Consider the following 23,213-nt stretch of genomic DNA (forward strand, 5'->3'; position numbering starts at 1 on the left):
TGCGCACTGGACAGGAAAGTGAACGAAGACGTGACCGACCCGAACCCCCCGGCTCAGGCCACCCGTCAGCGCCGGCTCTCGCCGCTTGCGATCACCGTCGTGCTGGTGGTGATCCTGATTCTCGGCTTCCTCGCGGTGGCCGCGGTGCTCGCTGAAGTGATGTGGTATCGACAGACCGGCTACCTGCCGGTGCTCACCACGCAATGGCTCGCCGCCGGAGCGACGTTCCTGATCGGGTTCCTCGGCATCGCGGTGCCCGTGTTCTTCGCGATCGACATCGCGTACCGCAAGCGCCCCGTCTACGCGCGACTGACTGCCCAGCTCGACCGGTACCAGGAGCTCTTCGAACCGCTCCGTCGCCTCGTCAAGTGGGGTCTGCCCGCCGTCGTCGGCCTGTTCGGGGGATTCAGCACCGCCGCGCAGTGGCAGAGCGTGCTGCTCTGGTTCAACGGCGAGAACACGGGGGAGACCGATGCTCAGTTCGGTCTCGACATCTCGTTCTTCCTCTTCGATCTGCCCATGCTGCAGGGGATCGTCGCGTTCGCCTCGGCCGCAACGCTGCTGGCGCTGATCGCCGGCGTCGCCACCAGCTACCTCTACGGCGGCATCGCGTTCTCCGGTCGTGACGTTCGCGTCTCGAAGTCGACGCGCATTCAGGCCGCGGTGCTCGCGACCCTGTACCTCGTGCTGCAGGCCGCGAGCCTCTGGCTCGATCAGTACCGCACGCTGACGGGGAGCTCCGGCATCCGCACGGGTGCGATGTTCTCGGACGTCAACGCGGTGATCCCGGGGAAGCAGATCCTCGCGGGAATCGCCATCATCGTCGCGATCCTGTTCATCGTGACGGCCTTCACCGGCAAGTGGCGTCTGCCGGTCATCGGCACGGCGCTGCTGATAGCGTCCAGCCTCGTGCTGGGCGTCGGCTACCCCTGGGCCGTGCAGCAGTTCCAGGTCGGGCCCGACGAGAAGAGCCTCGAGTCCGAGTACATCGAGCGCAATATCGCGGCCACCCGTGCCGCGTACGGCATCGAGGACGTCGAGAAGGAACGGTACGACGCGGTCACCGACGCCGAGCCTGGCGCGCTGCGCAACGACGCGACGACGACCGCGAACATTCGCATCATCGACCCCGAGATCGTCTCTCCCACCTTCGCTCAGCTCGAGCAGATCCGTCAGTACTACCAGTTCCCCGGATCGCTGAACGTCGATCGCTACGAGATCGACGGCCAGGTGGAGGACACCGTGTCGGCGGTACGCGACATCAACATCGAAGAGCAGACCGGTTGGTACAACCGGACGCTCGTCTACACCCACGGGTACGGGCTCGTGGCGGCATTCGGCAACCAGCGATCGCCCGGGGGCGAGCCGGTCTTCCTGGAGAACGGTATTCCGACGAGCGGCAAGCTGGGCACCTTCGAACCGCGCATCTACTTCGGCATGGATTCCCCGGAGTACTCCATCGTGGGTGGAGAGCGCTCGAAGGCGATCGAGCTCGACTTCCCCGCCGATGCCGAGAGCAACGCCGAAGCCTCCGCCGAGGAGGCCGCAGACGCCGAGCCGGCCGAGCCGGGTGCTGAAGATCCTGCGACCGAGCAGAGCGTCGAAGCGGAGGAGGCCGGTGAAGACGGTGGACGTCAGAACATGACCACCTTCTCGGGCGATGGCGGCCCCGTGCTCGACAACATCTTCACGAAGCTCATCTACGCCCTCAAGTTCCAGGACATGGAGGTGCTCCTCTCCGGCGCGGTCGTCGACGGCTCGCAGATCCTGTACGATCGCAACCCGGTCGACCGCGTGCAGAAGGTGGCCCCGTACCTGACCGTCGACAAGGCGCCCTACGCCTCGGTGGTCGACGGGCGCGTCGTCTGGATCGTCGACGGCTACACCACCTCCGACGATTACCCCTACTCCGAATCCTCGGATATGAACGAGCTCACGGTGGACGCTGACGCCTCCGAGCGCGATCCGCTCGGCAAGCCGATCAACTACATCCGCAACTCCGTGAAGGCGACCGTGGATGCGTATGACGGCTCCGTGTCCCTTTACGCGTGGGATACCGAGGATCCGCTGCTGAAGTCGTGGGGCAAGATCTTCCCCGGCACGCTGAAAGACGTCTCGGAGATGAGCGGCGACCTACTCAGCCACGTTCGCTACCCCAGCGACCTGTTCAAGGTGCAGCGCGCGATGCTCGGCGAGTACCACGTCACGAACGCGGACGCCTTCTACTCGGCAGAGGACAAGTGGCGCACGCCCGATGATCCGGTGTCGACCGCGACCGCGGGTGCGGCGAAGCTCGCTCAGCCTCCGTATTATCTGACGCTCGCGGCCGGAGCCGATGCGGATCCGAACTACTCGATCTATTCGACGTACATTCCGGATCAATCGGGTGAGGGCTCCCGAGACATCCTCACCGGGTATCTCGCAGCGAACTCGAACGCCGGCTCTGAAGACGGAACGGTCTCGGAGGACTACGGAAAGCTGAAGTTGCTGACGCTGCCGAAGGGCGACCCGATTCCCGGGCCGGGGCAGGTGCAGAACAGCTTCACCACCGACTCGAACGTCTCCAACCTGCTCAACATCCTCCGCCAGGGCGAGAGCCAGGTCATCAGCGGCAACCTGCTGACGCTGCCGGTCGGCGGCGGATTGCTCTACGTGCAGCCCGTCTACGTGCAAGCGAAGTCCGGCACGAGCTTCCCGATCCTGCAGAAGGTGCTCGTCGCCTTCGGCGACCAGATCGCCTTCGAGGACACGCTGGACGAGGCACTGGATGCACTCTTCGGAGGCAACTCCGGCGCCGATGCCGGTGATACGGGCACGACCCCCACGACGGGGGACCCGGCGGCGGAGGATCCCGACTCGGGTGACACCGGTGCCGGTGACGCGGGTTCGGGTGCGACCGGCACCCTCCGAGAGACCCTGACGGAAATGCAGGACGCTCTCGAGGCACGCGATGCTGCCATGCAGAAGGGCGATTGGGCCGCCTACGGCGAAGCCGACGAGCGTCTGCAGCAGGCGATCGAGGCGGCGCTCGAAGCGGAGTAGCGCTCAGCCTCAGGAGCAGACCGGACCGGGACGACGCGAGTCGATCCGGTCCGGTCTGCGTTTCAGCGTGCGGGCTGCCGCGCGCACCTCGATCGCCCGCAACGCGTGCGCGTTTCGTTGTCGTCGCTCACATGGCTGAGGCGCGCGCGGCCGAACCGTCGATCTCGGGCGCAGCGTTCGCTCACATGCGCGGAAGTGGGGCGGTGCGCACTCCATCAGTGCACTCCTGAAGCACAGCAAAAAGCCCTTGGTCGGGAGAGAACTCCAGATCAAGGGCTTTTCTTCGTTGCGGGGGCGGGATTTGAACCCACGACCTCCGGGTTATGAGCCCGGCGAGCTACCGAACTGCTCCACCCCGCGGCACGAGACCCAACTCTAGCACGTCGCGGAATCAGGCGCAATTCTCGCGAGCCCAGTGGGTGTGGAGAGCTCACGAGCCGTACCTGCTCTCCAGGCCACGATCGCTGCAGGACGCTCCGTTTCACGAGTCGTCCGCATGTGATCGCGGTGTCGAAAGGAGTTGGGCATGACCAAGGTGAACTGGCTGAACGGAGGGTGGCGAGGGAGACGCGCTCGGGATTCGCACACCGTGCGAAAGATGCAGACGGTACGAGTGGTGCGATCGGTGCCCGGGATGGCGCTCGCAGGTCTCGTCGTCGCCGCCCTCGCGCTCAGCTCCGCCCTTTTCGCGCCGCCGACTCCCGCTCAGGCGCTATCACGAGGAGAAGAAGTCTCGTTCGCCGGTGGATTGACGATCTCGAACTTCGTCATGCCGAACGGTACTCGCGCGTACTGCATCGAGGTCGGTCGCCACGAACCGTCGGGGTACATCGCCTCACTCGGGCGACTCCCGTATCTGCCGGGTATCGCCGGGATGTTCCCGGCGTGGGATGACGAACACGGCATGAGGCAGATGAACTACCTCATGGACCGTCACGGTCAGACTGGGGATGCGTGGACCGCTGCTGCGGTGCAGCTGACGATCTGGCGCATGCGCGAGAACTTCGCCGCGGGCAATCCGGCCCTCGACCAGAAGATCGGTGTGCTGCTGAGCTCAGCCCGTGGCCGGGACCTCATCGCGGAATCCGACCGGCTCTATGCCGACGCGAAGGCGAATGCGAAACCGCCGGTGGCTGCGAAGCCCGTCACGGGGGAGTTGCAGGTGACTCCTGACCCCGGCGGAAAGCAGGGCCGCTACCGGGTCGCGTACCCGAAGGGCACCACGACGCTCAGCGTCACTGGCGGCACGTTCGTGCGCAATGATGCTGCGACGCTCCAAGTTCCGAGTACCGAGGCTTCGGCTCGCTACGTCCAGGCAGACCCCGGTGCGCGTCGCATCACGCTCGGGGGCTCCTGGGAGGCCAGAGGCACGGCCGGGTGGGATGCGGTGCTCGACGTCCACGACACCGCGACCGCCTCGGGAGCCAGTGGGCAGCGAATCGCAGTCGCCACGGGCAGTTCGAAATCGGCGGACCTGGGAGGTCGCTTCCCCAGCGTGCATCAGGACGTTCCTGCGCCCCCGGCCCCACCGATCGCGACCTCTCAGGCGCAGCCGGACGCCACGGTAGGGGGCACCATGCTGGATCGACTGATCGTTCGAGAGACGCCGGACAGCACCCTGGAGATGTGGCCGGACGCGGTCGCCGACTTCACGGCGTACCTGGAGCCGAGCGCCGGGGCGCAGAAGTTCGACGAGCACTGGGAGCCGGTACTGGGCGATCCGTATGAGGCGCAAGCGGAAGACCCTGCAACCGGAGCGCTGCTCTGGGAGGAGTGGTGGGCGGATGCCGCAGGAGAACCGCTGCTCGATGAAGCGGGGAACCGCATTCCGGTGGCCGACGAGAATGGTGCGCCGACGGCGGGTGTTGCCGCAGACGGCACTCCATACCCCGTGCTCGAGCTGGCGGAGGACGGCACTCCGGTGCGCGACAGCTCGGGGGCGCCCGTGCCTCTGCGCGGTCGCGACCCCGTGCTGGAGCAACGGCGCGATCCGCAGACCTGGAGCGAAGCCGAACTCGAATCGCTCTCCGCGGAGGAACGCTGTCTCGCGCAACCCGTCCACCGCGCATCCGGCATTGCCGTTCCCGGGCCGGGAGCGTACGCGTCGCCCGAGACGCAGGTGCGATCCGGAGGCACGATCCACTGGGTCGAGCGCGTCGTGTCGCACGGCAAGACCGTGCACGAGGGCGAGTGCGGGCTGAGCAACGAGACGACCAGGATCGATCAGCCGGCCGTCGTCACGCAGGCGCTCTCGGAAGCGGCGCTCGGCGACGAGCTCTATGACGTGGCCACGGTGTCCGGCGCTCTTGCGGAACGCGCGACGTACTCGATGCGCTTCGAGGCCTACCGCGCTCCGGAAGGCGCGATCGAGGACACCCCGGAGGTGCGCACGGCAGTCGAACCGAGCTGCAGCGCCGAGAACATCATCTTTCGTTCCGAGAAGATTCCCGTCACCGGGACCGGCGACCTGCGTTCGCCCGGCTTCACCGCGCGACCCGAGCATGGCACGACGGTCTGGTGGATCGAGACGCTGTACCTCGAGACCCCGGATGGGCCCCGCACGCTGCACCGCGGCGAATGCGGTCTTGCCAATGAGACCACGACGATCGGGCGCCCGTCGGTCGAGACCCTGGCGACGGAAACCGCTCCCGTCGGCGCCGAGATCTCCGACACCGCGGTGGTATCGGGGGCGCTCGCGGAGAACGCCGGCGCTCGGTGGGAACTGACGTTCGCCGGATACGGCGCGGGGACCGCACCGCGAGACGCGGGTGACGGGGTAGCGAAGGAGCCGGCTCCGGACGAAGGGGGCGGGCGAGCCGTGTGCACACGAGAGAATCTCCTGTTCGAGACATCGGCCGTGCCGGTGACGAGCCCGGGCGAGATCGTCTCCCCGAGCGTCGTCGCACAGTCGGACTGGGTCGGCGCGGTCTGGTGGGTCGAAACGCTGTGGCTCATCCAGGGCGACGCTCGAGTGGCAATGCACACGGGCGAGTGCGGCATCGCCAGCGAGACGACGAACATCACGACACCGGAGGTGACCACGAACGCGGCGGCGTTCTCCGCGATCGGCGACCTCATCAGCGATGAGGCGACGATCACCGGTGTCCTCGCAGAGCGTGCAGGCGTGGAGCACCGCGTCGTCTTCCGCGGGTATCGGGGCGAGGCATCGGCCACGGGAACGGACGCGGCGCACTGCACGGACGACAACCTCCTCTTCACGCTCGATCCAGTCAGCGTCACCGAGCCCGGCACGGTTCGTTCGCCGGAGATCACGGCGCTCCCCGAATACGGCGACACCATCTGGTGGGTGGAGACGCTGTCGCAGTGGGAGAACGGGGCGGAGCGAGAACTGCACCGCGGAGCATGCGGAATGCCAGAGGAGACGACCACGGTGCAGGCGCCGACCGTGCGCACGGTTTCGGCCGGCTCGGTGGAGGTCGGGCAGCCGATGTTCGACCGGGCGTTCGTCGGCGGCCCCATCGTGCAGCGCGATGGCATCGAATTCCGGGTGCGTTTCAGCGCGTACGGGCGAGATGCACACGGTGCGCTCGTGTGCTCGCCGGAGCACGAACTCGCCGAACTCGGCGACGCTGCGGGCGTCGTGGTCGACGGCCCGGGAACGTACCGATCGAGGAGTGTGCTCACCCGTCCCGAGCATGTCGGACTCGGCGGCTACGTCGAGACCCTCGTCATGATCGAGGCCGGACAGGAGCACGTGGTGGCGAAGGGCGCCTGCGGTGCTCCGAGCGAGGACTTCGAGGTCCGCCCGGTGGGTGCGGCGCCCGCACTCGCTACGACGGGAGAGGGAGCCGCGGCCGCGTGGATCGCCGGGGGAGGCGCGCTCCTGATCCTCGGCGGGGCCGCGCTGGCCTGGGGCGTACGCCGACACCGGCGCGGCCCGATCGTCTTCCGGGAGTGCCGCGATATGGCGTCCTCGGGAGAGTGAGGGAAGGCCGGTAATCGTGCCGGCGGTCGGCCCTTCCAGCGAGGTGCATGCTCGGAAGGGCCGGGCGTCGGCACGACGCGTGCCAAACGGAGCGTACGAAGTGCACGCGGGACCGAGGCGTGCAGATGCTCTGCAGGTACTCCAAGCGAAATTCATAGGAAGGGAGGTCAAGCTAGACCTACACGAAGGGAGCCCCCATGAGCACCACACCCGAGTACGGCCCAGACGGTCGCCTCATCTCCTCCTCCGCGCAGAACGCGAGCACTGGCGAGCCATCGTCGACTCCAGTGCCCCAGTCGGATGCCCCGACGCAGCAGCTCCCGGGCGACCGAGTCCTGCCCGAGAGCGCCGCTTCGCAGCCGCACGCTCCGCACGGATCGCCGAACCTCGGCGCACCGACCGCGCACGGACCGACGCATCCGACGGCTCCGGCAGATCAGCACGCGAGCGCGTTCGGATACGGGGCGATGCCGGTCGGATCCCACGCTCCGGGCGACCTCGGCGTAGGCGCACCCGGCGGGCCGAACGACCACCGCGGTGCTGACGATTCGGGAAAGTCGAAAGACGCGAAGAACCGCTCGGGCATGCTCCTCGCCGGACTCGCGGTCGGCGCACTCCTCGGCGGCGTCGTGGGGGGCGGCGTCGCTGCGGTCGTGTCGGCGAACGCGCCGCAGTCGGCCACGACCGGTGCGTCGGGGAGCAGCGCGATCACGTTGAACAACGCGGAGAACGCGACCGCGATCTCCGGAGTCGCAGCGGTCGCCACTCCCAGCGTCGTCACACTCGAGGTCGCGGGAGGCAACTCGAGCGGTTCGGGCTCCGGTGTGATCTACTCCGATGACGGCTACATCATCACCAACGCGCATGTGGTGACGCTCGACGGCGCGGCCATGAGCGACGCCGCGATTCGCGTGAAGCTGAGCGATGGGCGCATCTTCGATGGAAGCCTCGTCGGCGTGGACCCGTATGCGGATCTCGCAGTGGTCAAGGTCGATGCCACCGATCTTCCCGCCGTAGCAGTCGCAGACTCCGACAAGCTCGATGTGGGGGATCTCACCGTCGCGATCGGCGCACCCTTGAATCTGGCGAACACGGTCACGAGCGGCGTCGTGAGCGCCCTGAATCGCGGGATCTCAGTCGGAAGCCCCTTGATCGAGGAGCAGCCGACGCCGGATGACGGCAGCGGCGACGATGGCTCCGGCGGCGGAGGACTGCCCTGGGACTTCCGCTTCGGCCTCCCCGACGAGGAGGGCCAGCAACAGGAGCAGCAGCCGTCGACGTCTTCGGGAAGCGTGACGCTCCCCGTGATTCAGACCGATGCGTCGATCAACCCGGGGAACTCGGGCGGCGCGCTGCTGAACGGCAAGGGCGAGCTCATCGGCATCAACGTCGCGATCGCGTCGACGTCGACGACCGGAGGCACCGCAGGAAGCGTGGGTCTCGGATTCGCGATCCCGTCGAATCTCGCCTCCCGCGTCGCCGACTCGATCATCGCGGGGGAGCAGCCGTCGCACGGACTCCTCGGAGCGTCGGTCGCCGATTCATCGCAGGACACCGATGCGGACGCGGACTTCGCGGGCGGCCTGCTCGTCGAGGTCGTTCCGGACGGGGCGGCAGCGAAAGCGGGTCTCAAGCCCGGCGATGTGATCACCGCAGTCGACGGCGTCTCAGCGGTCGATGGCACCTCGGTCTCCGCGCTGATCCGGATGCACGCCGGCGACAGCTCGGTGCGGATCGAGTACATGCGCAACGGCAAGGCAGCCGAGACCGAGGTGACGCTCGGCACCCTCGAATGGTGATCGTCCGACACCCGACCTGCGTCGCACGATGAGTGCCGCGAACGTTCCCCGCAGAACGTTCGCGGCACTTCGATGTGCATGCGGAGCCGCTGCAGATGCCGGTTCGCCCAGCGGGAATGCCCTACAGTAATACCGATGAGTACCGCCGGATTCGACTTCGCGAGCGGCAACCTCTCGAAGCTCCTCGCCCTCCCGAAGTACCTGCTGTCGTTGGTCCTCTCGTGGTTCGTCCCTCGCGTCCGTTCCCGCTGGGCATTCGGCAGCGGGGCCGGAGTCGGGGAGGGTGCGCTCGCCGTCGCGCGTCGGCTGCGCATCGAGCAGCCGGACGCCGAGATCGCCTGGCTCGTCGCCGACGCGGATGAAGCGGACCGTGCGCGCGCCGAGGGGTTCACGGCGGTGGAGCGGCGCGGCCGGGCAGGCTTCTGGACGACGCTGCGGGCCGGTCACATCGTCGTCACCCACGGGTTGGGCGATGTGAACCGCTTCGGTGTCACCGGAGGCTTCATCGTGCAGCTGTGGCACGGAGCCCCGCTCAAGCGCCTCCACTTCGATTCGCCCGTCACCACGAAGGTGGCCGGTCCGCCGCTGATCCGCGCGCTGCTGCGACGGATGTACCGCGCCGGATCCCGGCAGGTGGACCTCTACGTCGCGGGATCGCCCCTCGCGGCCGAACGCCTTCGCTCGGCCTTTCGAGTGGCTCCCGGCAAGGTGCGCGTGCTGGGGGACCCGCGCGACGACGCGATCGCACGGCAAGCCTCGGAGACCGATGCCGGAGCCCAGGCTCGCGCAGCCGTGCGGTCGATTCTTGAACAGGCGGGCGCTCGCATCGCCGAGTCGGATGCACTGGTGCTCTACGCGCCGACCTGGCGGGACGGCGATCCTGACCCCGGTATTCCGAATGACGCGGAGGCGCGGGCCATCCGCGAGGCGTGCGCGCGCACCGGGGCGCATCTCGTCGTGCGCTCGCACCCGCTCGGCGGAGGAGCGTACGACGCTCTCCTCGGCGACCGCGTGCACGCCCTCGGTGCAGAACTGCTGCGCGACATCACGCCGATGCTCGGAGCGTTCGATGCCGTGATCACCGACTACTCGTCGCTCGCGCTGGATTTCGCCCTGCTCGAGCGCCCCATCATCTGGTTCGCTCCGGATCTTGAGCGCTACGGCAGCACCCGTGGCCTGTATGAGCCGCTCGAGGTGACCGCGTCGGGACGCGTCGCGCGGGATTGGGCGGAGGTGCTGCGCACCTGGGACGCCCTCGCGGCTCCAGGAGAGCGCCGAGCGCTCATCGGCGAAGCGCGTGCGCTCGCCGAACGCTTCCACACGTACCGCGATGGATGCTCGGCACAGCGGGTGCTCGGCGAGATCACCCGACTTCGCGCTCCGGCGGCGGAACTCATCGATCCCGAGGGCGTGTTCTTCGAGAGCTTCTACGGACGCCAGATCGGTTGCAACCCGCTCGCGCTCGATCGCGAGATCGCTCGACGGTTCCCGGATCGGCCTCGCTACTGGAGCGTGGTCAGCGAGCGTCAGCATGTGCCGGAGGGTGCGGTGCCCGTGCTGGTCGGCGGCAGGGAATGGTTCGCGGCTCGCCGGTACGCGCGGCTCCTGATCGTCAACGACTGGTTGCGCTACGGCTTCCGCCGCCGGCGCGGGCAGACCGTGCTGCAGACCTGGCACGGCACCATGCTCAAGCATCTGGCGCTCGGGCGTCCGAACGTGGGACTGCGCACACGCATCGCCGTGCTCCGTGAGAGCCGCAGATGGAGTCTGATGCTCTCCCAGAACCCGCACTCCACCGAGCAGTTCCGCACGAGCTACGCCTTCCGGGGCGACATTCTCGAGACCGGGTACCCGCGGGACGACAGTCTCGCGCAGGCGCTCGCCGGCCACACGGTGAATCCGGTGGCGGTTCGTCTCGCCCGTGCCGAGCTCGGCGTACCGCCCGACGCTCGCGTGCTCGTGTACGCGCCCACCTGGCGCGACCGAGGCGTCACCCTCGTCGATGAACTCGACGTACGAAGCCTCGCCGAAGAACTCGGCGATGAGTGGGTGGTCGTTGCCAGAGGGCACACGCGAACCCACGACTTCGGGAGGTACGGGGGAGCGGACGCGCGCGTGATCGATGCCTCCCGGCATCCCGACGCCGCCACCGTCATCCTCGCGGCCGACGTGCTCGTCACCGATTACTCGTCCATCATGTTCGATGCCGCCGTGTCGCGAACGCCGATGCTCTTCTTCGTGCCCGATCTCGCCGCGTACCGCGACCGCGAGCGAGGCTTCACCTTCGACTTCGAGCGCGATGCTCCGGGGCCGCTCCTCGCCGCCCGCGAAGAGATCGTCTCGCATGCGCGCGCCCTCGCGGAAGACGGACCGGACGCCGAATGGCTGCGGCAGTACGAGCCGGCTGCCGCAGCATGGCGGGAGCGCTTCACTCCGTACGACGACGGCCGAGCCGCATCTCGAGTGGTGGACGCTCTCGTCGCGCGATCCTCGCTCTAGACGCGCGACCGGTCCACGACGCGGCCACGACCGAAGATGCGTCCGCCGCCGAAGACGATGCCGCGCAGGAAGCCCGCGCCCCAGCTGAGATGCATCGTGACGAGCGTCGTCGCGGTGAGCAGCCGATCGCGGATGCCGCGCTGATCGGGGATGCGGAAGACGGCGACGCCGATCCCGGCCAGGTAGGCGGCCATGGGCACCAGCAGCACCGTCCAGGCGGATGCCCACGGCAGGACGCCGATGGTCAGCAGGACGAGGGCGCCCGTACTTGCAGTCAGTCCGAGTACGAGAGCGCCCGGGGCGAAGAATCGCCACGGGTTCGCGCGACCGTACTTGCGCACGAGCACCGCGCGCCATGTTCCAGTGGCGAAGAACTGCCTCGCCAGGTCGGCGAAGCTCGCGCGCGGCCAGTAGGTCACGCCGAGCGCGGGGGAGAACCAGACCAGACCGCCGGTCCTGCGGATCCTGAGGTTCAGCTCCCAGTCCTCTCCTCTCAGTATCTCGCGGTCATACCCGCCCACTGCATCGATGGCCTCGCGGCGGAAGATTCCGAGATACGCCGACTCCGCCTCCCCGGCCGCCCCATCGCCGTGGTACGCGCCGCCTCCGAGCCCGTAGGGGCTGTTGTAGCCGCGAGCAATGGCGCGCTGCACGTCGCTCGCGCCGGCCGCGCGCATGATGCCGCCCACATTCGCGGCGTGCCGGCTTCCGAGTATCTCGACCCCGAGGCGCGTGTAATCGGGGGTGAGTTCCGAGTGGGCGTCGACGCGGACGATGATCGGGTACCGGCTCGCCGCGATCGCACGATTGAGCCCCGCTGGAATGTCGCGCTCCGGATTCTCCACCAGGCGGACTCGCCCGTCCTCCGCCGCGAGCGACAGCGCGATCGCGTTGCTCCGGTCGGTCGACGGGCCCAGCGCGAGCACGATCTCCTTCTCGCCCGCGTAGTCCTGATCGAGGATCGTGCGGACCGCCCGTTCCAGGAATCCCTCCTCGTTCAGCACGGGCATGACGTAGCTCACGGCCGGGAGAGGGGGGAGGGCGGGGAGATGCACCCGTCGATCCTCCCATATTCCACGCCTGCGCCCACTGGTTCAGGCGCTTCGGCGCCGCACCCGGTTAGGCTTGCAGGATGCAGTTGGCGAAAGATGTGAAGCGCGCGCTTCGGCTCGGCAAGCGCGTGCTCAAAGGGCGTCAGGCGTACTTTCAGTTGCGTCAGCTGATCGAGGAGCGAGGGCCCATACCCGAGCAGCACTTCACCATCGGCGTGTACTTCGCCGATAGCGATGTGAACATCTACCAGATGCGGCAGTGGTACGCGCCGCTCCAGAAACTGTCGGAGCGTTGGCCGGTGCTCGTGCTCGCGCGGAACGCGTCGGGCGCGCGTCAACTGATGCGCGAGAGCGGACTCGCGGTCGAGTTCGTGCAGCGCGTGACCGAGATCGAGCGAGTGCTCGAGGAGCAGCGCCTCGACGTGATCCTGTACGTCAACCAGAACACGCGCAATTTCCAGATGATGCGGTACGGGCAGCGCTGGCATGTCTTCGTCAATCACGGTGAGAGCGACAAGATGTACATGACGAGCAACCAGTACCAGACCTACGATTTCGCGTTCGTAGCCGGAGACGCCGCGCGCGAACGACTCAGCCGGGCGCTCTGGAATTACGATGTCGAGGCGCGAACGATGTCGATCGGGCGGCCGCAGACGGATCACCTGGAGGGGGCCCCGCCCTTCACTCCAGACGAGCGAACCGTCGTGCTGTACGCGCCGACGTGGGAGGGCGACAGGCCGGCCGCGAGCTACGGATCGGTGGCCTCGCACGGCGAAGCACTCGTCCGGGCCCTGATCGCGACCGGACGGCACCGCGTCGTGTACCGCCCTCATCCGAGGAGCGGGGTCGTCGACAGCGAATTCGGCGCCGCGAATGCGCGGATCATCGCCATGATCGATGCTGCGAACCGCGCAGACCCCACCGCTCACCACGTCTACGACACGAGCTCGCGTCTCGGATGGCAGCTCAGCCTGCCCGATGTCGCGATCTGCGACATCTCGGCCATGGTCTACGACCGCCTCGCGACCGGGCGGCCGCTCATGGTGACGCGGCCGGCCTCTCCGGAGGCGGCAGTCGACGCAACCGGGTATCTGAGCGTGTGCGAGTGGCTCTCGGCCGCTGATACGCCTGATATCGCTGCGGTGCTCGACCGGGTGATCGGCGACGAGGCCGCGCGTGAGCGGCTGGGAACCTGGTCAGCGCATTACTTCGGCGATACGACGCCGGGCGCCCCCACGCAGAGGTTCCACGCCGCGATCGCCGAGCTGCTCACGCGCGCCGATGCCGAACGGGCGCAGCGCGGACTCGGCTGAGCGGGTTCCCCGCCAGTGCTCGGTACGGGCGGGGAAGCGGACCACGGGGCGCGGAGCGGGATCAGACCGGGTGGTCGGCGTTGTAGCGGTCGAGCACGGCTTCGATGTCGCCGTCGAGCACGAGCCGACCGCGATCGAGGTACAACCCGCGAGAGCAGAAGCGCCTGAGGTCGCGCTCATTGTGCGAGACGAGGAAGAGCGTCTTCCCCTCGGCGAGGATCTGCTCGATGCGGGCATAGCACTTCGCCCGGAATGACTTATCGCCGACGGCGAGCACCTCGTCGACGAGGAGCACTGGTTCATCGAGCTGCGAGATGACCGAGAACGCCACGCGCACCTTCATGCCGCTCGACAGGTGCTTGAAGGGCGTGTCGATCACATCCTCCGCACCGGCGAACTCGATGATGGAGTCGAAGCGCTCGGAGATGGTGCGCTTGCTCAGGCCGTGCAGACCGGCCGTGAGCCAGACGTTGTCGCGCACGGTCAGATCGCCGACGAAGCCGCCGGTGATCTCGATGAGCGGCGCGACGCCGGCGCTCACGTCGACGCGGCCCTCATCCGGGAAGAGCACGCCGGCGACCAGCTTCAGAAGCGTCGACTTACCTTGACCGTTGCGCCCGACCACGCCGATGGCTTCGCCCGCGCGCACGTCGAACGAGACATTGCGCAGCGCCCAGAAGTCACCCGGCCGCCCGCGCCGCGCACGACCGGAGAACAGATCTTTGAAGCTTCGCCGCGAGCCGCGATTGCGGCGGAACCGCACTCCCAGATCGTCGACGGCGATGATTCGATCGGCCGCCGGAGCGGCTGCCGGGGCGCCCAGATGCGATGCGGTCACGTTACAGCTCCTTCAACACGCCGCCGATGGCGCGACGGAAAACGAGGATCCCGATTCCCAGGAAGAGAACCGTCATGGCGGTGGATGCGGCGATGAGCGGCCAGTCGAGCTGATCGGGGAAGAATCCGGCGCGGAACAGCGCGAAGATGCCGGAGAGCGGGTTGAGCCATGCCAGCGGCCGGGCGAACTCGGGCAGATCAGCGGCACCGTAGATGATGGGCGAAGCGTAGAACAGGACTCGGAGGATGAGTTTCGTGGCTCGCTCCAGGTCGCGGAAGAAGACGACGAGGGGCGCCACGATCAAACCGACGCCGAGCGTGAGCGCGGCGAGCAGGAGCACGGCGACCGGCATCAGCAGGATGCCCCAGCCGACCGGCGCTCCGCTGAGGATCGCGAACGCGATGAGCACCGGCAGGCTCAACAGGAACTCGATGCCCTTCGAGCAGACGATTCGGCCGACCCAGATCCAATGCGGCAATGCGACTGAGCGCACGAGCTTCACATCGCGCAGGAATGCCCGGGTGGAGTCTGAGATCGCGCCGTTGACCCAGACCCACGGCAGCAGCGCGGTGAGAAGGAAGACGATGTACGGCTGCTCGCCGACCGTTCGCTGGAAGACCTGGGTGAAGACGAACCAGTAGATGAGGCTCATCAGCAGCGGATCGAGGATGGACCAGAGATACCCGAGCAGTGACGTCGCGTAGCGGACCTTGAGATCGCGCCGCGTCAGCAGCCACAGCGACGACCACGCGCTGGTGCGCCGGGTCCGAGAACGAGGTGAAAGAGTCACATTGCTATTCTGCCGTCTTCCGGCGGTCGGCGAGGCCACACGAACCGACCCCGAACCTTTGCTAAATTAGAACCCGTGCCGCCCGTAACCCCGTCTGCCCTGCCCGAGCCCGAACCCCAGAGGGGATCGATGCCAAGTGAAGAGACGGTGATCGGCGAGATGTCGAGTGGGACGAGCGGGGGATCGCGATTGCGCCCCAGTCGAACGGCCGGTGGCGCACCGGCGTCCGCACCGTTGGAGGGGGCCGGCGAATCCGCACCCGAACCGACTCCGGAACCGTCCTCCGCCGATGCGCACGCGCCGGAGAACGAGCCCGCCGCTGAGACGGCGCCGCGTTCCTCGGCCAGGGCTCCCCGGACGGGCCGCATCGAGGTGCCGGTTCCCTCGGTCGTGCGCGCACGGGAGCGCGGCCGCATCGCCGAGCAGAATCCCGTCGTTCTGCGCACCGAAATGCTGACGAAGACCTATGGGTCGCTGGTCGCAGCTGGCGACGTATCGATCGATGTGCACGCCGGATCCTTCACCGGGTTCGTCGGGCCGAACGGCGCCGGCAAGACGACCACGTTGTCGATGATCAGCGGTCTGCTCCGTCCCACCTCGGGTCGCGTCACCGTGAGCGGAGTCGACGTCTGGACGGACGGGCCCGCAGCGAAACGCCTTATCGGCACCCTGCCCGACCGCTTGCGGTTGTTCGACCGGTTGACCGGCGCGCAGCTGCTCTACTACAGCGGGGTGCTGCACGGCGTTCCGGAGGCGGCCGTTGCGACGCGCTCGGCGGAGCTCGCCGAGGCGTTCGGGCTCGAGTCGGCGCTCGGTCGCCTGGTCTCGGACTACTCCGCCGGGATGCAGAAGAAGATCGCTCTGGCCTGCTCCATGATTCACGCGCCGGAGGTGCTGGTGCTCGACGAGCCCTTCGAGGCCATCGATCCCGTGTCAGCGGCGAATGTGACGGACATCCTCGAGAAGTACGTCGCGGGCGGCGGCAGCGTGGTGATGTCGAGCCACAGCCTCGATCTCATTCAGCGCGTCTGCGATCATGTCTCGATCATCGTCGACGGCAGCGTCATCGCTCAGGGAACCGTCGACGCCGTACGCGATGGACTGAGCCTCGAAGAACGCTTCGTGCAGCTCACCGGAGCGAGCGACGCGAGGAAGGGGCTCGAGTGGCTTTCCGGTTCTTCCGACTCCGAGTAGCGCTGCTCGGCGGCGGCTTCCGCGGTTCGTTCGGAAAGGCACTGCGCACCACGCTGCTCTACGCGATTCTCGCCGCAGCCGCGGTACTCCTGGCGATCGCACCGACGGTGCTCATCGACGACGCTCAGCAACGATCCGCGGTCGATCTTCTCATCGGCGGCGCGGTGCTGCTCGGCGTGTTCCTCGTGCCGTTCTTCGAGAACCGCAGAATGCTGGAACCGAGACAGTTCGTCCAGTATCCGGCCGGACCAGGCGCGATCGCGGGCGGACTGCTCCTCTCGTCGGTGATCACCTGGCCGTTCTTCCTGCTGGTCGTCTGGCTCGTGGCGCTCGCTGCCACGCGTCCCGCCTGGCAGGAGCCAGCATGGGCGGCTCCCGTGGCCTTCATTCTTGCCGCGCTCTTCGCGGTGGCGAGCGCACGGGTCATGTCGCTCCTGTCCCGTCTGATCGCCGGGCAGCGGTTCGCCGGGGCGCTGCGCACGACAGGTGTCGTGCTCATCGTCGCACTCCTGCCGCTCGCGGTCTTCGCGGGTGCGACCGTGTTCGCTCCCGGCGGGTTCGACGCCGTCGACCAGGTCGCGGAGAAGCTCGCCTGGACCCCGTTCGGCGCGCCCTTCGCTGCCGTCGAAGCGGCTGGTGCCGGCGATCTCGACGCTGCCGGCATGTATCTGGCGATCGTCGCGGCAGCGATCGTCGTGCTGCTTGCCCTCTGGTTCGCGCTCGTCGCCGCCTCGAGCCGGCGCGTTGAACGACCGCTCTCACCCGGTGTCGCCCGCAGCGGTCTCGGGTGGTTCGAACGGTTCTCGGCACGGCCGGCGCAGGTGATCGCTGCCCGTCAGCTAACCTACTGGGCGCGTGATCCGCGCTATCGAGTCGCACTGTTCGCGATCCCTCTGGCGCCCGTGTTCATGATGCTCGCGTTCTGGGTGGCGGGAGCCCCGCTCACGACGCTCGCGCTCGTGCCGCTTCCGGTCATGCTGCTTCTGCTCGGGTGGTCGCAGCACAATGACATCGCCATGGACTCGACGGCGATCTGGGAGCACGTCGCAAGCGGCACGCGCGGACGAGCGGATCGTGCCGGCCGCCTCGCACCCGTGCTGATGATCGGCCTACCGCTCGCGGTCATCGGCTCGAGCATCACCGTGACGATCGTCGGCGATTGGCGCATCCTTCCGGCCGTCGTCGGAATGAACATCGGGGTGCTGCTCGTCGCGTGCGCCGTCTCGTGCGTGTTCTCCGTGCTGACGCCCTACCCGGCGACGCGTCCCGGCGACAGCCCCTTCGTGCAGCCGCAAGGGGCCGGTACCGGTTCGGGCCTGGCTCAGACGATCGCGATGATCCTCGCGCTGGTACTCGCGGTGCCTCCGGTCTGGTTCGCCGTCAACGCGCTGGTCGACGTCGAGTTCACGGAGAACATGTGGGCACTCGCCTTCGGAATCGGGTACGGCCTCGTGGTGCTGGTGCTCGGCGTTCTGATCGGCGGATGGCTGTTCGATCGCAGCGGACCCGAGCTGATCGCCGTCACCCAGATCTTCGATTGAGCTCGCCCGCGGCGGAGTAGACTGAGCGCATGGGTATCTTCACACGCGACGATTCCGACACCGGCGGGGGCACAGATGTGCTCGACCGCGAACTCGAGAAGCTGCTCGAGGATTCGCAGATCGAGGACGGAGACCACGAGCGCTTCTCGCACTACGTCCCGAAAGAGAAGATCATGGAGTCGGCGGTGACCGGGAAGCCGGTTCGCGCGCTCTGCGGTAAGAAGTGGACGCCGTCGCGCGATCCGGAGAAGTTTCCGGTCTGCCCCGACTGCAAGCGGGTCTACGAGCGGATGCGCAAGTAGCGCGTCTCCGCTCAGCGGTACTCGGTGGGGATCGCGGGGTCGCCCCGCGTCAGGCTCATCGCGACCGGGGGGAGCTCCGCCACGCTGGTGCGATGCCGTTCGCGCGCCGCAGCGATGCCGTCTCGCCCCGTGAATCCCGGCTGGACGGTTCCGCCGACGATGAGTGGTTCGAGCACGGTTCGCCCGTCCGAGTCCTGCCCCTCGCTCGTTCCTCCGGGTCCGTCGCCGAGCAGAATGAGCTCCTTCGTGGCAACGCCTGCAGCCGTACGTGCACGGCGCACGCTCTTGCGGCCGCCGACTGACGCCTTCTCCGCCGACTTCTTCGCAACCGACACCCACGCACCCGATGCATCCTCGTGGGCGACCAGCTTGTAGACCATGCCCATCGTCGGGGTGCCGGAGCCCACGACGACCGAGGTGCCGACGCCGAAGCTGTCGACCGGGGCGGCAGCGAGGGCAGCGACGGTGTGCTCGTCGAGGTCGTTCGTCACGGTGATGCGCGTGCGAGTGGCGCCGAGTTCGTCGAGGAGGTGTCGCACGCGCCGGACGACGACGGGAAGGTCTCCGGAATCGATGCGCACGGCGCCGAGCTCGGTACCCGCGACCTCGATCGCCGTGCGGACGCCCTGTTCGATGTCGTACGTATCGACCAGCAGTGTCGTCCCGGTGCCGAGCGCCGCGATCTGGGCGGCGAATGCGTCGCGCTCGGTCTCGTGCAGCAGAGTGAAGCTGTGAGCCGCGGTGCCCATCGTGGGAATGCCGTAGCTGCGTCCGGCTTCGAGATTCGACGTGGCCGTGAACCCGGCGATGTAGGCGGCGCGCGCAGCGGCGATGGCGCTGTACTCGCCGGTTCGTCGCGACCCCATCTCGGCAAGCGGTTTTCCGGCAGCGGCGTGCACCATGCGGGAGGCGGCGGTCGCCACGGCGGAGTCGGCGTTCAGGATGCTCAGCGAGAGCGTCTCGAGGAGCACGCCCTCGGCGAAGCTGGACTCGACGGTGAGCAGCGGGGAGCCGGGGAAGAAGACCTCCCCCTCAGGATACCCCCAGATATTGCCGGTGAACCGGAAATCGGCGAGCCAGTCGAGCGTTCGTGCACTGACGACCTGCTGCTCGTTCAGGAACGAGAGCTCCTGGTCGGTGAATCGGAAGCGCTCGATGGCTTCGAGGAGGCGCCCGGTGCCGGCGACGACTCCGTAGCGTCGAGCCCCGGAGAGCCGTCTCGCGAAGAGTTCGAACACGCTGCGCCGGTGAGCGGTGCCGGCTTGCAGCGCCGCATCGACCATGGTCAGCTCGTAGTGATCGGTGAGCAGCGCCGTCGAGGTATGCACGCAGTCAGCTTAGCCGGTCGGCCATCGGCGGCGCGGGCGATCGTGGATCACCGGAAGTCGCGGGAGTTCACGCCGATCGGGGCGGCGAGCGGTTCGAATGTCTGCGCGATCACATTGACCACGCCCTCGGGCGACCGTTCGAGCACCCCGCGGATGATGAGCGCGGGTGACGCGCGGGCGACGAGCCGATTGCGCGCCCAGACCTGCGCCCAGGTGACGATGTTGACCGTACCCGACTCGTCTTCGAGCGTCAGGAAGGTGATGCCGCTCGCGGTGCCAGGTCGCTGCCGGTGCGTGACGAGGCCCGCGACCTCGATGACGGACCCGGGCGGGGTGTGCCTGGTGCGATCCGACCGGATGATTCCGCGCGCATCGAGCCCGTCGCGCAGCAGGGCGAGCGGATGCGTTCCGGTGGCGACACCGGTCGTCCACAGGTCGAGCGCAGTCTGCTCGGCGGTGTTGAGCACGGGCAGCAGTGGGGGTTGCACGTGCACCGCGATGCCCGGAAGAAATCGTTCGCGGTTGTCTGAGGCGGGAGCTGCGGCCCACAGCGCCTCGCGGCGGTCGAGGCCGAGGCTCTCGCACGCCCCGGATGCCGCGAGCGCCTCCAGCCGGGTGCGATCGAGGTCCGCCCGGCGGGCGAGATCGGCGAGGTCCTGGAACGGCGCTTCGGCGCGGGCGCGCGCGATGCGCTCCGCGGTCTCGCGCTCGATGCCGCGGATCTCGGTGAGCCCGAGCCGTACCGCGAACGCTCCGTCCCTGCGGTGCAGGGCGCTCGTGTCTGGAGCGTCGCGGACGAACGGGCCAGGTTCCGGGTGATGCGGCGCCAGGCAGTCGTCGGAGCCGGTCGGCGGGCGACGTTCATGTGCGGCGTCGGCCTCCGATGCGGACGGTTCGGGTGATCGGCCTGGGTCGAGCGGCTCGAGGCTCGAGAGCGCTTCGGAACGCTGCACGTCAGGTGGGCGCACCTCGACGCCGTGCCTGCGGGCGTCCTCGGTGAGGGAGCGCGCATTGTAGAAACCCATGGGCTGCGCGCGCAGCAGACCTGCGAGGAACGCGGCCGGGTAGTGCAGCTTGCACCAGGAGCTGACGTAGACGATCAGTGCGAAGCTGATCGAGTGACTTTCGGCGAATCCGAATCCGGCGAACGCCTCGATCTGCTCGTACATCCGCGTCGCCTCGTCGCCCGTAATGCCGTTGTCGGCCATGCCGTCGAAGAGCTTGGCTTTGAGGCTGTCGATGCGTTCCTGGCCGCGTTTCGAGCCCATGGATCGGCGCAGCAGATCCGCGTCTTCGCCGCTGCACCCGCCCACGGTCATCGCCATCTGCATGAGCTGCTCCTGGAAGAGCGGCACGCCGAGCGTGCGTTCGAGCACCGGCACCAGTTTCGGGTGCGGGTAGACGACATCCTCCTGGCCGTTCTTGCGTCGGAGATACGGATGCACTGCGCCGCCCTGAATGGGGCCGGGCCTGATCAGAGCGATTTCGATGACGAGGTCGTAGAACTTGCGCGGAAGCAGCCGGGGGAGCGTGTTCAGCTGCGCACGGCTCTCGACTTGGAAGACGCCGATAGCGTCGGCCCGGCAGAGCATGTCGTACACCCCGGCCTCCTCTTTCGGCACGGTGTCGAAGGTCCACTGCTCGCCGGTCGACTGCGCGATGCTGTCGAAGGTGTGCCGCAGTGCGCTGAGGATGCCGAGTCCGAGCATGTCGAACTTCACGAGACCCATGGTTTCGCACCCCTCTTTGTCCCACTGCAGCACGGTGCGGTGCTCCATGCGTGCGTGCTCGATGGGGCACACCTCACCGACCGGCCGTTCCGTGAGGACCATGCCTCCGGAGTGAATGCCGAGATGCCGCGGCGCCTTCTGGAACGCCTGGGCGAGTCGTTGCACGGAGAGCGGGATCGGGCTCTCCGGATCCTCCTCGATGGTGCGATGGCGGTCGAGACCGCGCGTCCACGCGCGTTGCTGGCCAGCGCTGTATCCGAGGGCTTTCGCGGCGTCGCGGATCGCCGCCTTCGGCTGATAGGTGATCACGTTCGCGACCTGCGCAGCATTGCGCCGCCCGTAGCGCTCGTAGACGTACTGGATGATCTCTTCGCGTCGTTCTGAATCGAAGTCCACATCGATATCGGGTTCCTCGTCGCGCAGACTCGAGAGGAAGCGCTCGAACGGGAGTCCGTAGAAGATCGAATCGACCGACGTGATGCCGAGCACGAAGCAGACTGCGGAGTTCGCCGCCGATCCGCGCCCCTGGCACAGAATCTCCCTGCTGCGTGCTTCGCGAACGAGATCGTGCACGATCAGGAAATAGCCGGGAAAGTCCTTCTGCTCGATGACTTCGAGCTCCCGCTCGATGCGAGACCGATGGCTCTCGGGCAGTGCGATGCCGTAGCGTCGTTCGGCGCCGGCGCAGACGAGGGATCGCAACCAGCTCATCTGCGTGTGACCGTCCGGCACGTCGAGCTTCGGGAGGCGCGGTCGAGCCGCGCGCAGCGGAAAGGCGAGTTCCTCGGCGAGCGGGACCGTGCGCGCGATGGCATCGGGGTGCCTGGCGAAGCGTCGCAGCATCGCGGCGCCGCTGCGCAGATGGGCGGCACCGGAGGCGGGGAGGTGCGGGTCGAGTTCTGCGAGGCTCCGCCGTGCGCGCACCGCAGCCATCGACTCGGCGAGCGGCGCATCGGCAGCGGTGGCGTAGTGCACGTTTCCGGTCACGAGAGTGGGAAGGCCGCGAGCGGCTGCGAGTTCGGCGAGACGGTCGTTTCGTGAATCGTCATCCGGATGCCCGTGGTGGCTGAGTTCGACGTGCACATTGTCGTGCCCGAAGAGCGCGGTCAGCCGGTCGAGCTCGATGAGCGCTTGGGCATCGCCAGCGGCGCGGGTGGCTGCGCCGTCGAGCGCGCGGCGCACCGATCCCTTGCGGCACCCCGTCAGGATCACCCATTCGTTCCCGCCCGCAGCAGCGAGGGCCTCGAGATCGTAGACCGGTCGCCCCTTCTCGCCGCCGCCGAGCTGAGCCTCGGTGATGGCGGCGGCGAGCCGGTGATAGCCGCTCGCGCCGCGGGCGAGCACGAGCAGATGAGAGCCCATGGGATCGGCGACCCCGAGCTGGGGGGTGTCGAGGCCGAGCGAGAGCTCGGCGCCGTAGACCGTGAGCGGGGCCGTCTCCCCGGACTGCCGAGCACGAGCGTCGGCGGCGTCGGCGGCGTCGGCGAACGACGCGGCACCGTAGAAGCCGTCATGGTCGGTGAGCGCGATGCCCGATAACCGCAGGCGCGCTGCCTCGGCGATGAGCTGCTCGGGGGAGGACGCTCCATCGAGAAAGCTGAAATGGGAGTGAGCGTGGAGTTCGGCGTAGGGCACGACCGAATCAGTGCTCGGCGCAGCAGGGGCAGTCGGTTCGGCGGAGTCCGCTCCCGCATCCTCGTCGCCTCCGACCGAGTCAGGGGCGCGGCCCGAGAGCCGCCGCTCGAACTCGTTCCATGAGAGCGAGGAATTGCTCCAGCGCATGAGACCTCCGGACGCGGATGGATCGGACAGTGTTTCGGGATGCCGCACTCATCGGCG

General features: G+C 67.9%; 13 protein-coding genes and 1 tRNA gene. 8 read left to right on the forward strand and 6 right to left on the reverse strand.

The window, feature by feature from the left end:
• The first annotated feature begins 30 nt into the window (after nt 1-30).
• Nucleotides 31-3,042, forward strand: a complete 3,012-nt coding sequence (locus tag ABFX18_RS05660) for a UPF0182 family membrane protein (RefSeq protein ID WP_346057688.1) — start codon at nt 31-33, stop codon at nt 3,040-3,042.
• Between the two features lie 286 nt (nt 3,043-3,328).
• On the opposite strand, the gene ABFX18_RS05665 is transcribed toward ABFX18_RS05660, so the two are convergent.
• Nucleotides 3,329-3,402, reverse strand: a tRNA-Met gene (locus tag ABFX18_RS05665).
• Nucleotides 3,403-3,568: 166 nt separating this feature from the next.
• Between ABFX18_RS05665 and ABFX18_RS05670 the strand changes: the two genes are divergently transcribed.
• The 3 genes from ABFX18_RS05670 to ABFX18_RS05680 all read left to right on the forward strand — a co-directional run bounded on the left by ABFX18_RS05670 (nt 3,569) and on the right by ABFX18_RS05680 (nt 11,286).
• Complete coding sequence (locus ABFX18_RS05670; protein ID WP_346057689.1) at nt 3,569-6,988, forward strand: hypothetical protein; 3,420 nt, start codon at nt 3,569-3,571, stop codon at nt 6,986-6,988.
• Between the two features lie 197 nt (nt 6,989-7,185).
• Nucleotides 7,186-8,787 (forward strand): S1C family serine protease, encoded by a 1,602-nt coding sequence (locus ABFX18_RS05675; protein ID WP_346057690.1) that lies wholly within the window; start codon nt 7,186-7,188, stop codon nt 8,785-8,787.
• Between the two features lie 135 nt (nt 8,788-8,922).
• Nucleotides 8,923-11,286 (forward strand): CDP-glycerol glycerophosphotransferase family protein, encoded by a 2,364-nt coding sequence (locus tag ABFX18_RS05680; RefSeq protein ID WP_346057691.1) that lies wholly within the window; start codon nt 8,923-8,925, stop codon nt 11,284-11,286.
• On the opposite strand, the gene ABFX18_RS05685 is transcribed toward ABFX18_RS05680, so the two are convergent.
• Nucleotides 11,283-12,341, reverse strand: a complete 1,059-nt coding sequence (locus ABFX18_RS05685) for a glycosyltransferase family 2 protein (protein WP_346057692.1) — start codon at nt 12,339-12,341, stop codon at nt 11,283-11,285. The genes ABFX18_RS05680 and ABFX18_RS05685 overlap by 4 nt on opposite strands.
• 77 nt (nt 12,342-12,418) lie before the next feature.
• Between ABFX18_RS05685 and ABFX18_RS05690 the strand changes: the two genes are divergently transcribed.
• Complete coding sequence (locus ABFX18_RS05690) at nt 12,419-13,651, forward strand: CDP-glycerol glycerophosphotransferase family protein (protein WP_090148174.1); 1,233 nt, start codon at nt 12,419-12,421, stop codon at nt 13,649-13,651.
• 61 nt (nt 13,652-13,712) lie between these two features.
• On the opposite strand, the gene ABFX18_RS05695 is transcribed toward ABFX18_RS05690, so the two are convergent.
• Both ABFX18_RS05695 and ABFX18_RS05700 read right to left on the reverse strand, forming a co-directional pair.
• Nucleotides 13,713-14,489: an ABC transporter ATP-binding protein gene (locus ABFX18_RS05695; protein WP_336661567.1), complete on the reverse strand. Its 777-nt coding sequence runs from the start codon at nt 14,487-14,489 to the stop codon at nt 13,713-13,715.
• Between the two features lies 1 nt (nt 14,490).
• Nucleotides 14,491-15,279 carry an ABC transporter permease gene (locus ABFX18_RS05700; protein WP_090148177.1) on the reverse strand — a complete coding sequence of 263 codons (789 nt, stop codon included), beginning with the start codon at nt 15,277-15,279 and terminating at the stop codon, nt 14,491-14,493.
• Nucleotides 15,280-15,408: 129 nt separating this feature from the next.
• Here ABFX18_RS05700 and ABFX18_RS05705 point away from each other — a divergent pair, with 129 nt between their 5' ends.
• The 3 genes from ABFX18_RS05705 to ABFX18_RS05715 are packed head-to-tail and all read left to right on the forward strand — an operon-like array spanning nt 15,409 to nt 18,316.
• Entirely contained in the window at nt 15,409-16,473 is a 1,065-nt protein-coding gene (locus tag ABFX18_RS05705) for an ABC transporter ATP-binding protein (RefSeq protein ID WP_346057693.1), read from the forward strand.
• Nucleotides 16,443-18,014, forward strand: coding sequence for a hypothetical protein (locus ABFX18_RS05710; RefSeq protein ID WP_346057694.1), 1,572 nt, complete (start codon nt 16,443-16,445; stop codon nt 18,012-18,014). Before ABFX18_RS05705 ends, ABFX18_RS05710 begins: the two co-directional genes overlap by 31 nt.
• 29 nt (nt 18,015-18,043) lie before the next feature.
• Nucleotides 18,044-18,316 carry a DUF3039 domain-containing protein gene (locus ABFX18_RS05715; protein ID WP_090148186.1) on the forward strand — a complete coding sequence of 91 codons (273 nt, stop codon included), beginning with the start codon at nt 18,044-18,046 and terminating at the stop codon, nt 18,314-18,316.
• An 11-nt stretch (nt 18,317-18,327) separates the two neighbouring features.
• Here ABFX18_RS05715 and ABFX18_RS05720 read toward each other — a convergent pair whose 3' ends face one another.
• Both ABFX18_RS05720 and ABFX18_RS05725 read right to left on the reverse strand, forming a co-directional pair.
• Complete coding sequence (locus ABFX18_RS05720) at nt 18,328-19,644, reverse strand: nicotinate phosphoribosyltransferase (protein ID WP_090148189.1); 1,317 nt, start codon at nt 19,642-19,644, stop codon at nt 18,328-18,330.
• Nucleotides 19,645-19,691: 47 nt separating this feature from the next.
• On the reverse strand, nt 19,692-23,156 hold the full coding sequence (locus ABFX18_RS05725) for an error-prone DNA polymerase (protein WP_346057695.1): 3,465 nt from the start codon (nt 23,154-23,156) through the stop codon (nt 19,692-19,694).
• Nucleotides 23,157-23,213: the final 57 nt, after the last annotated feature.

The sequence above is a fragment of the Leucobacter alluvii genome (assembly GCF_039530485.1).
Lineage (GTDB): Bacteria > Actinomycetota > Actinomycetes > Actinomycetales > Microbacteriaceae > Leucobacter > Leucobacter alluvii.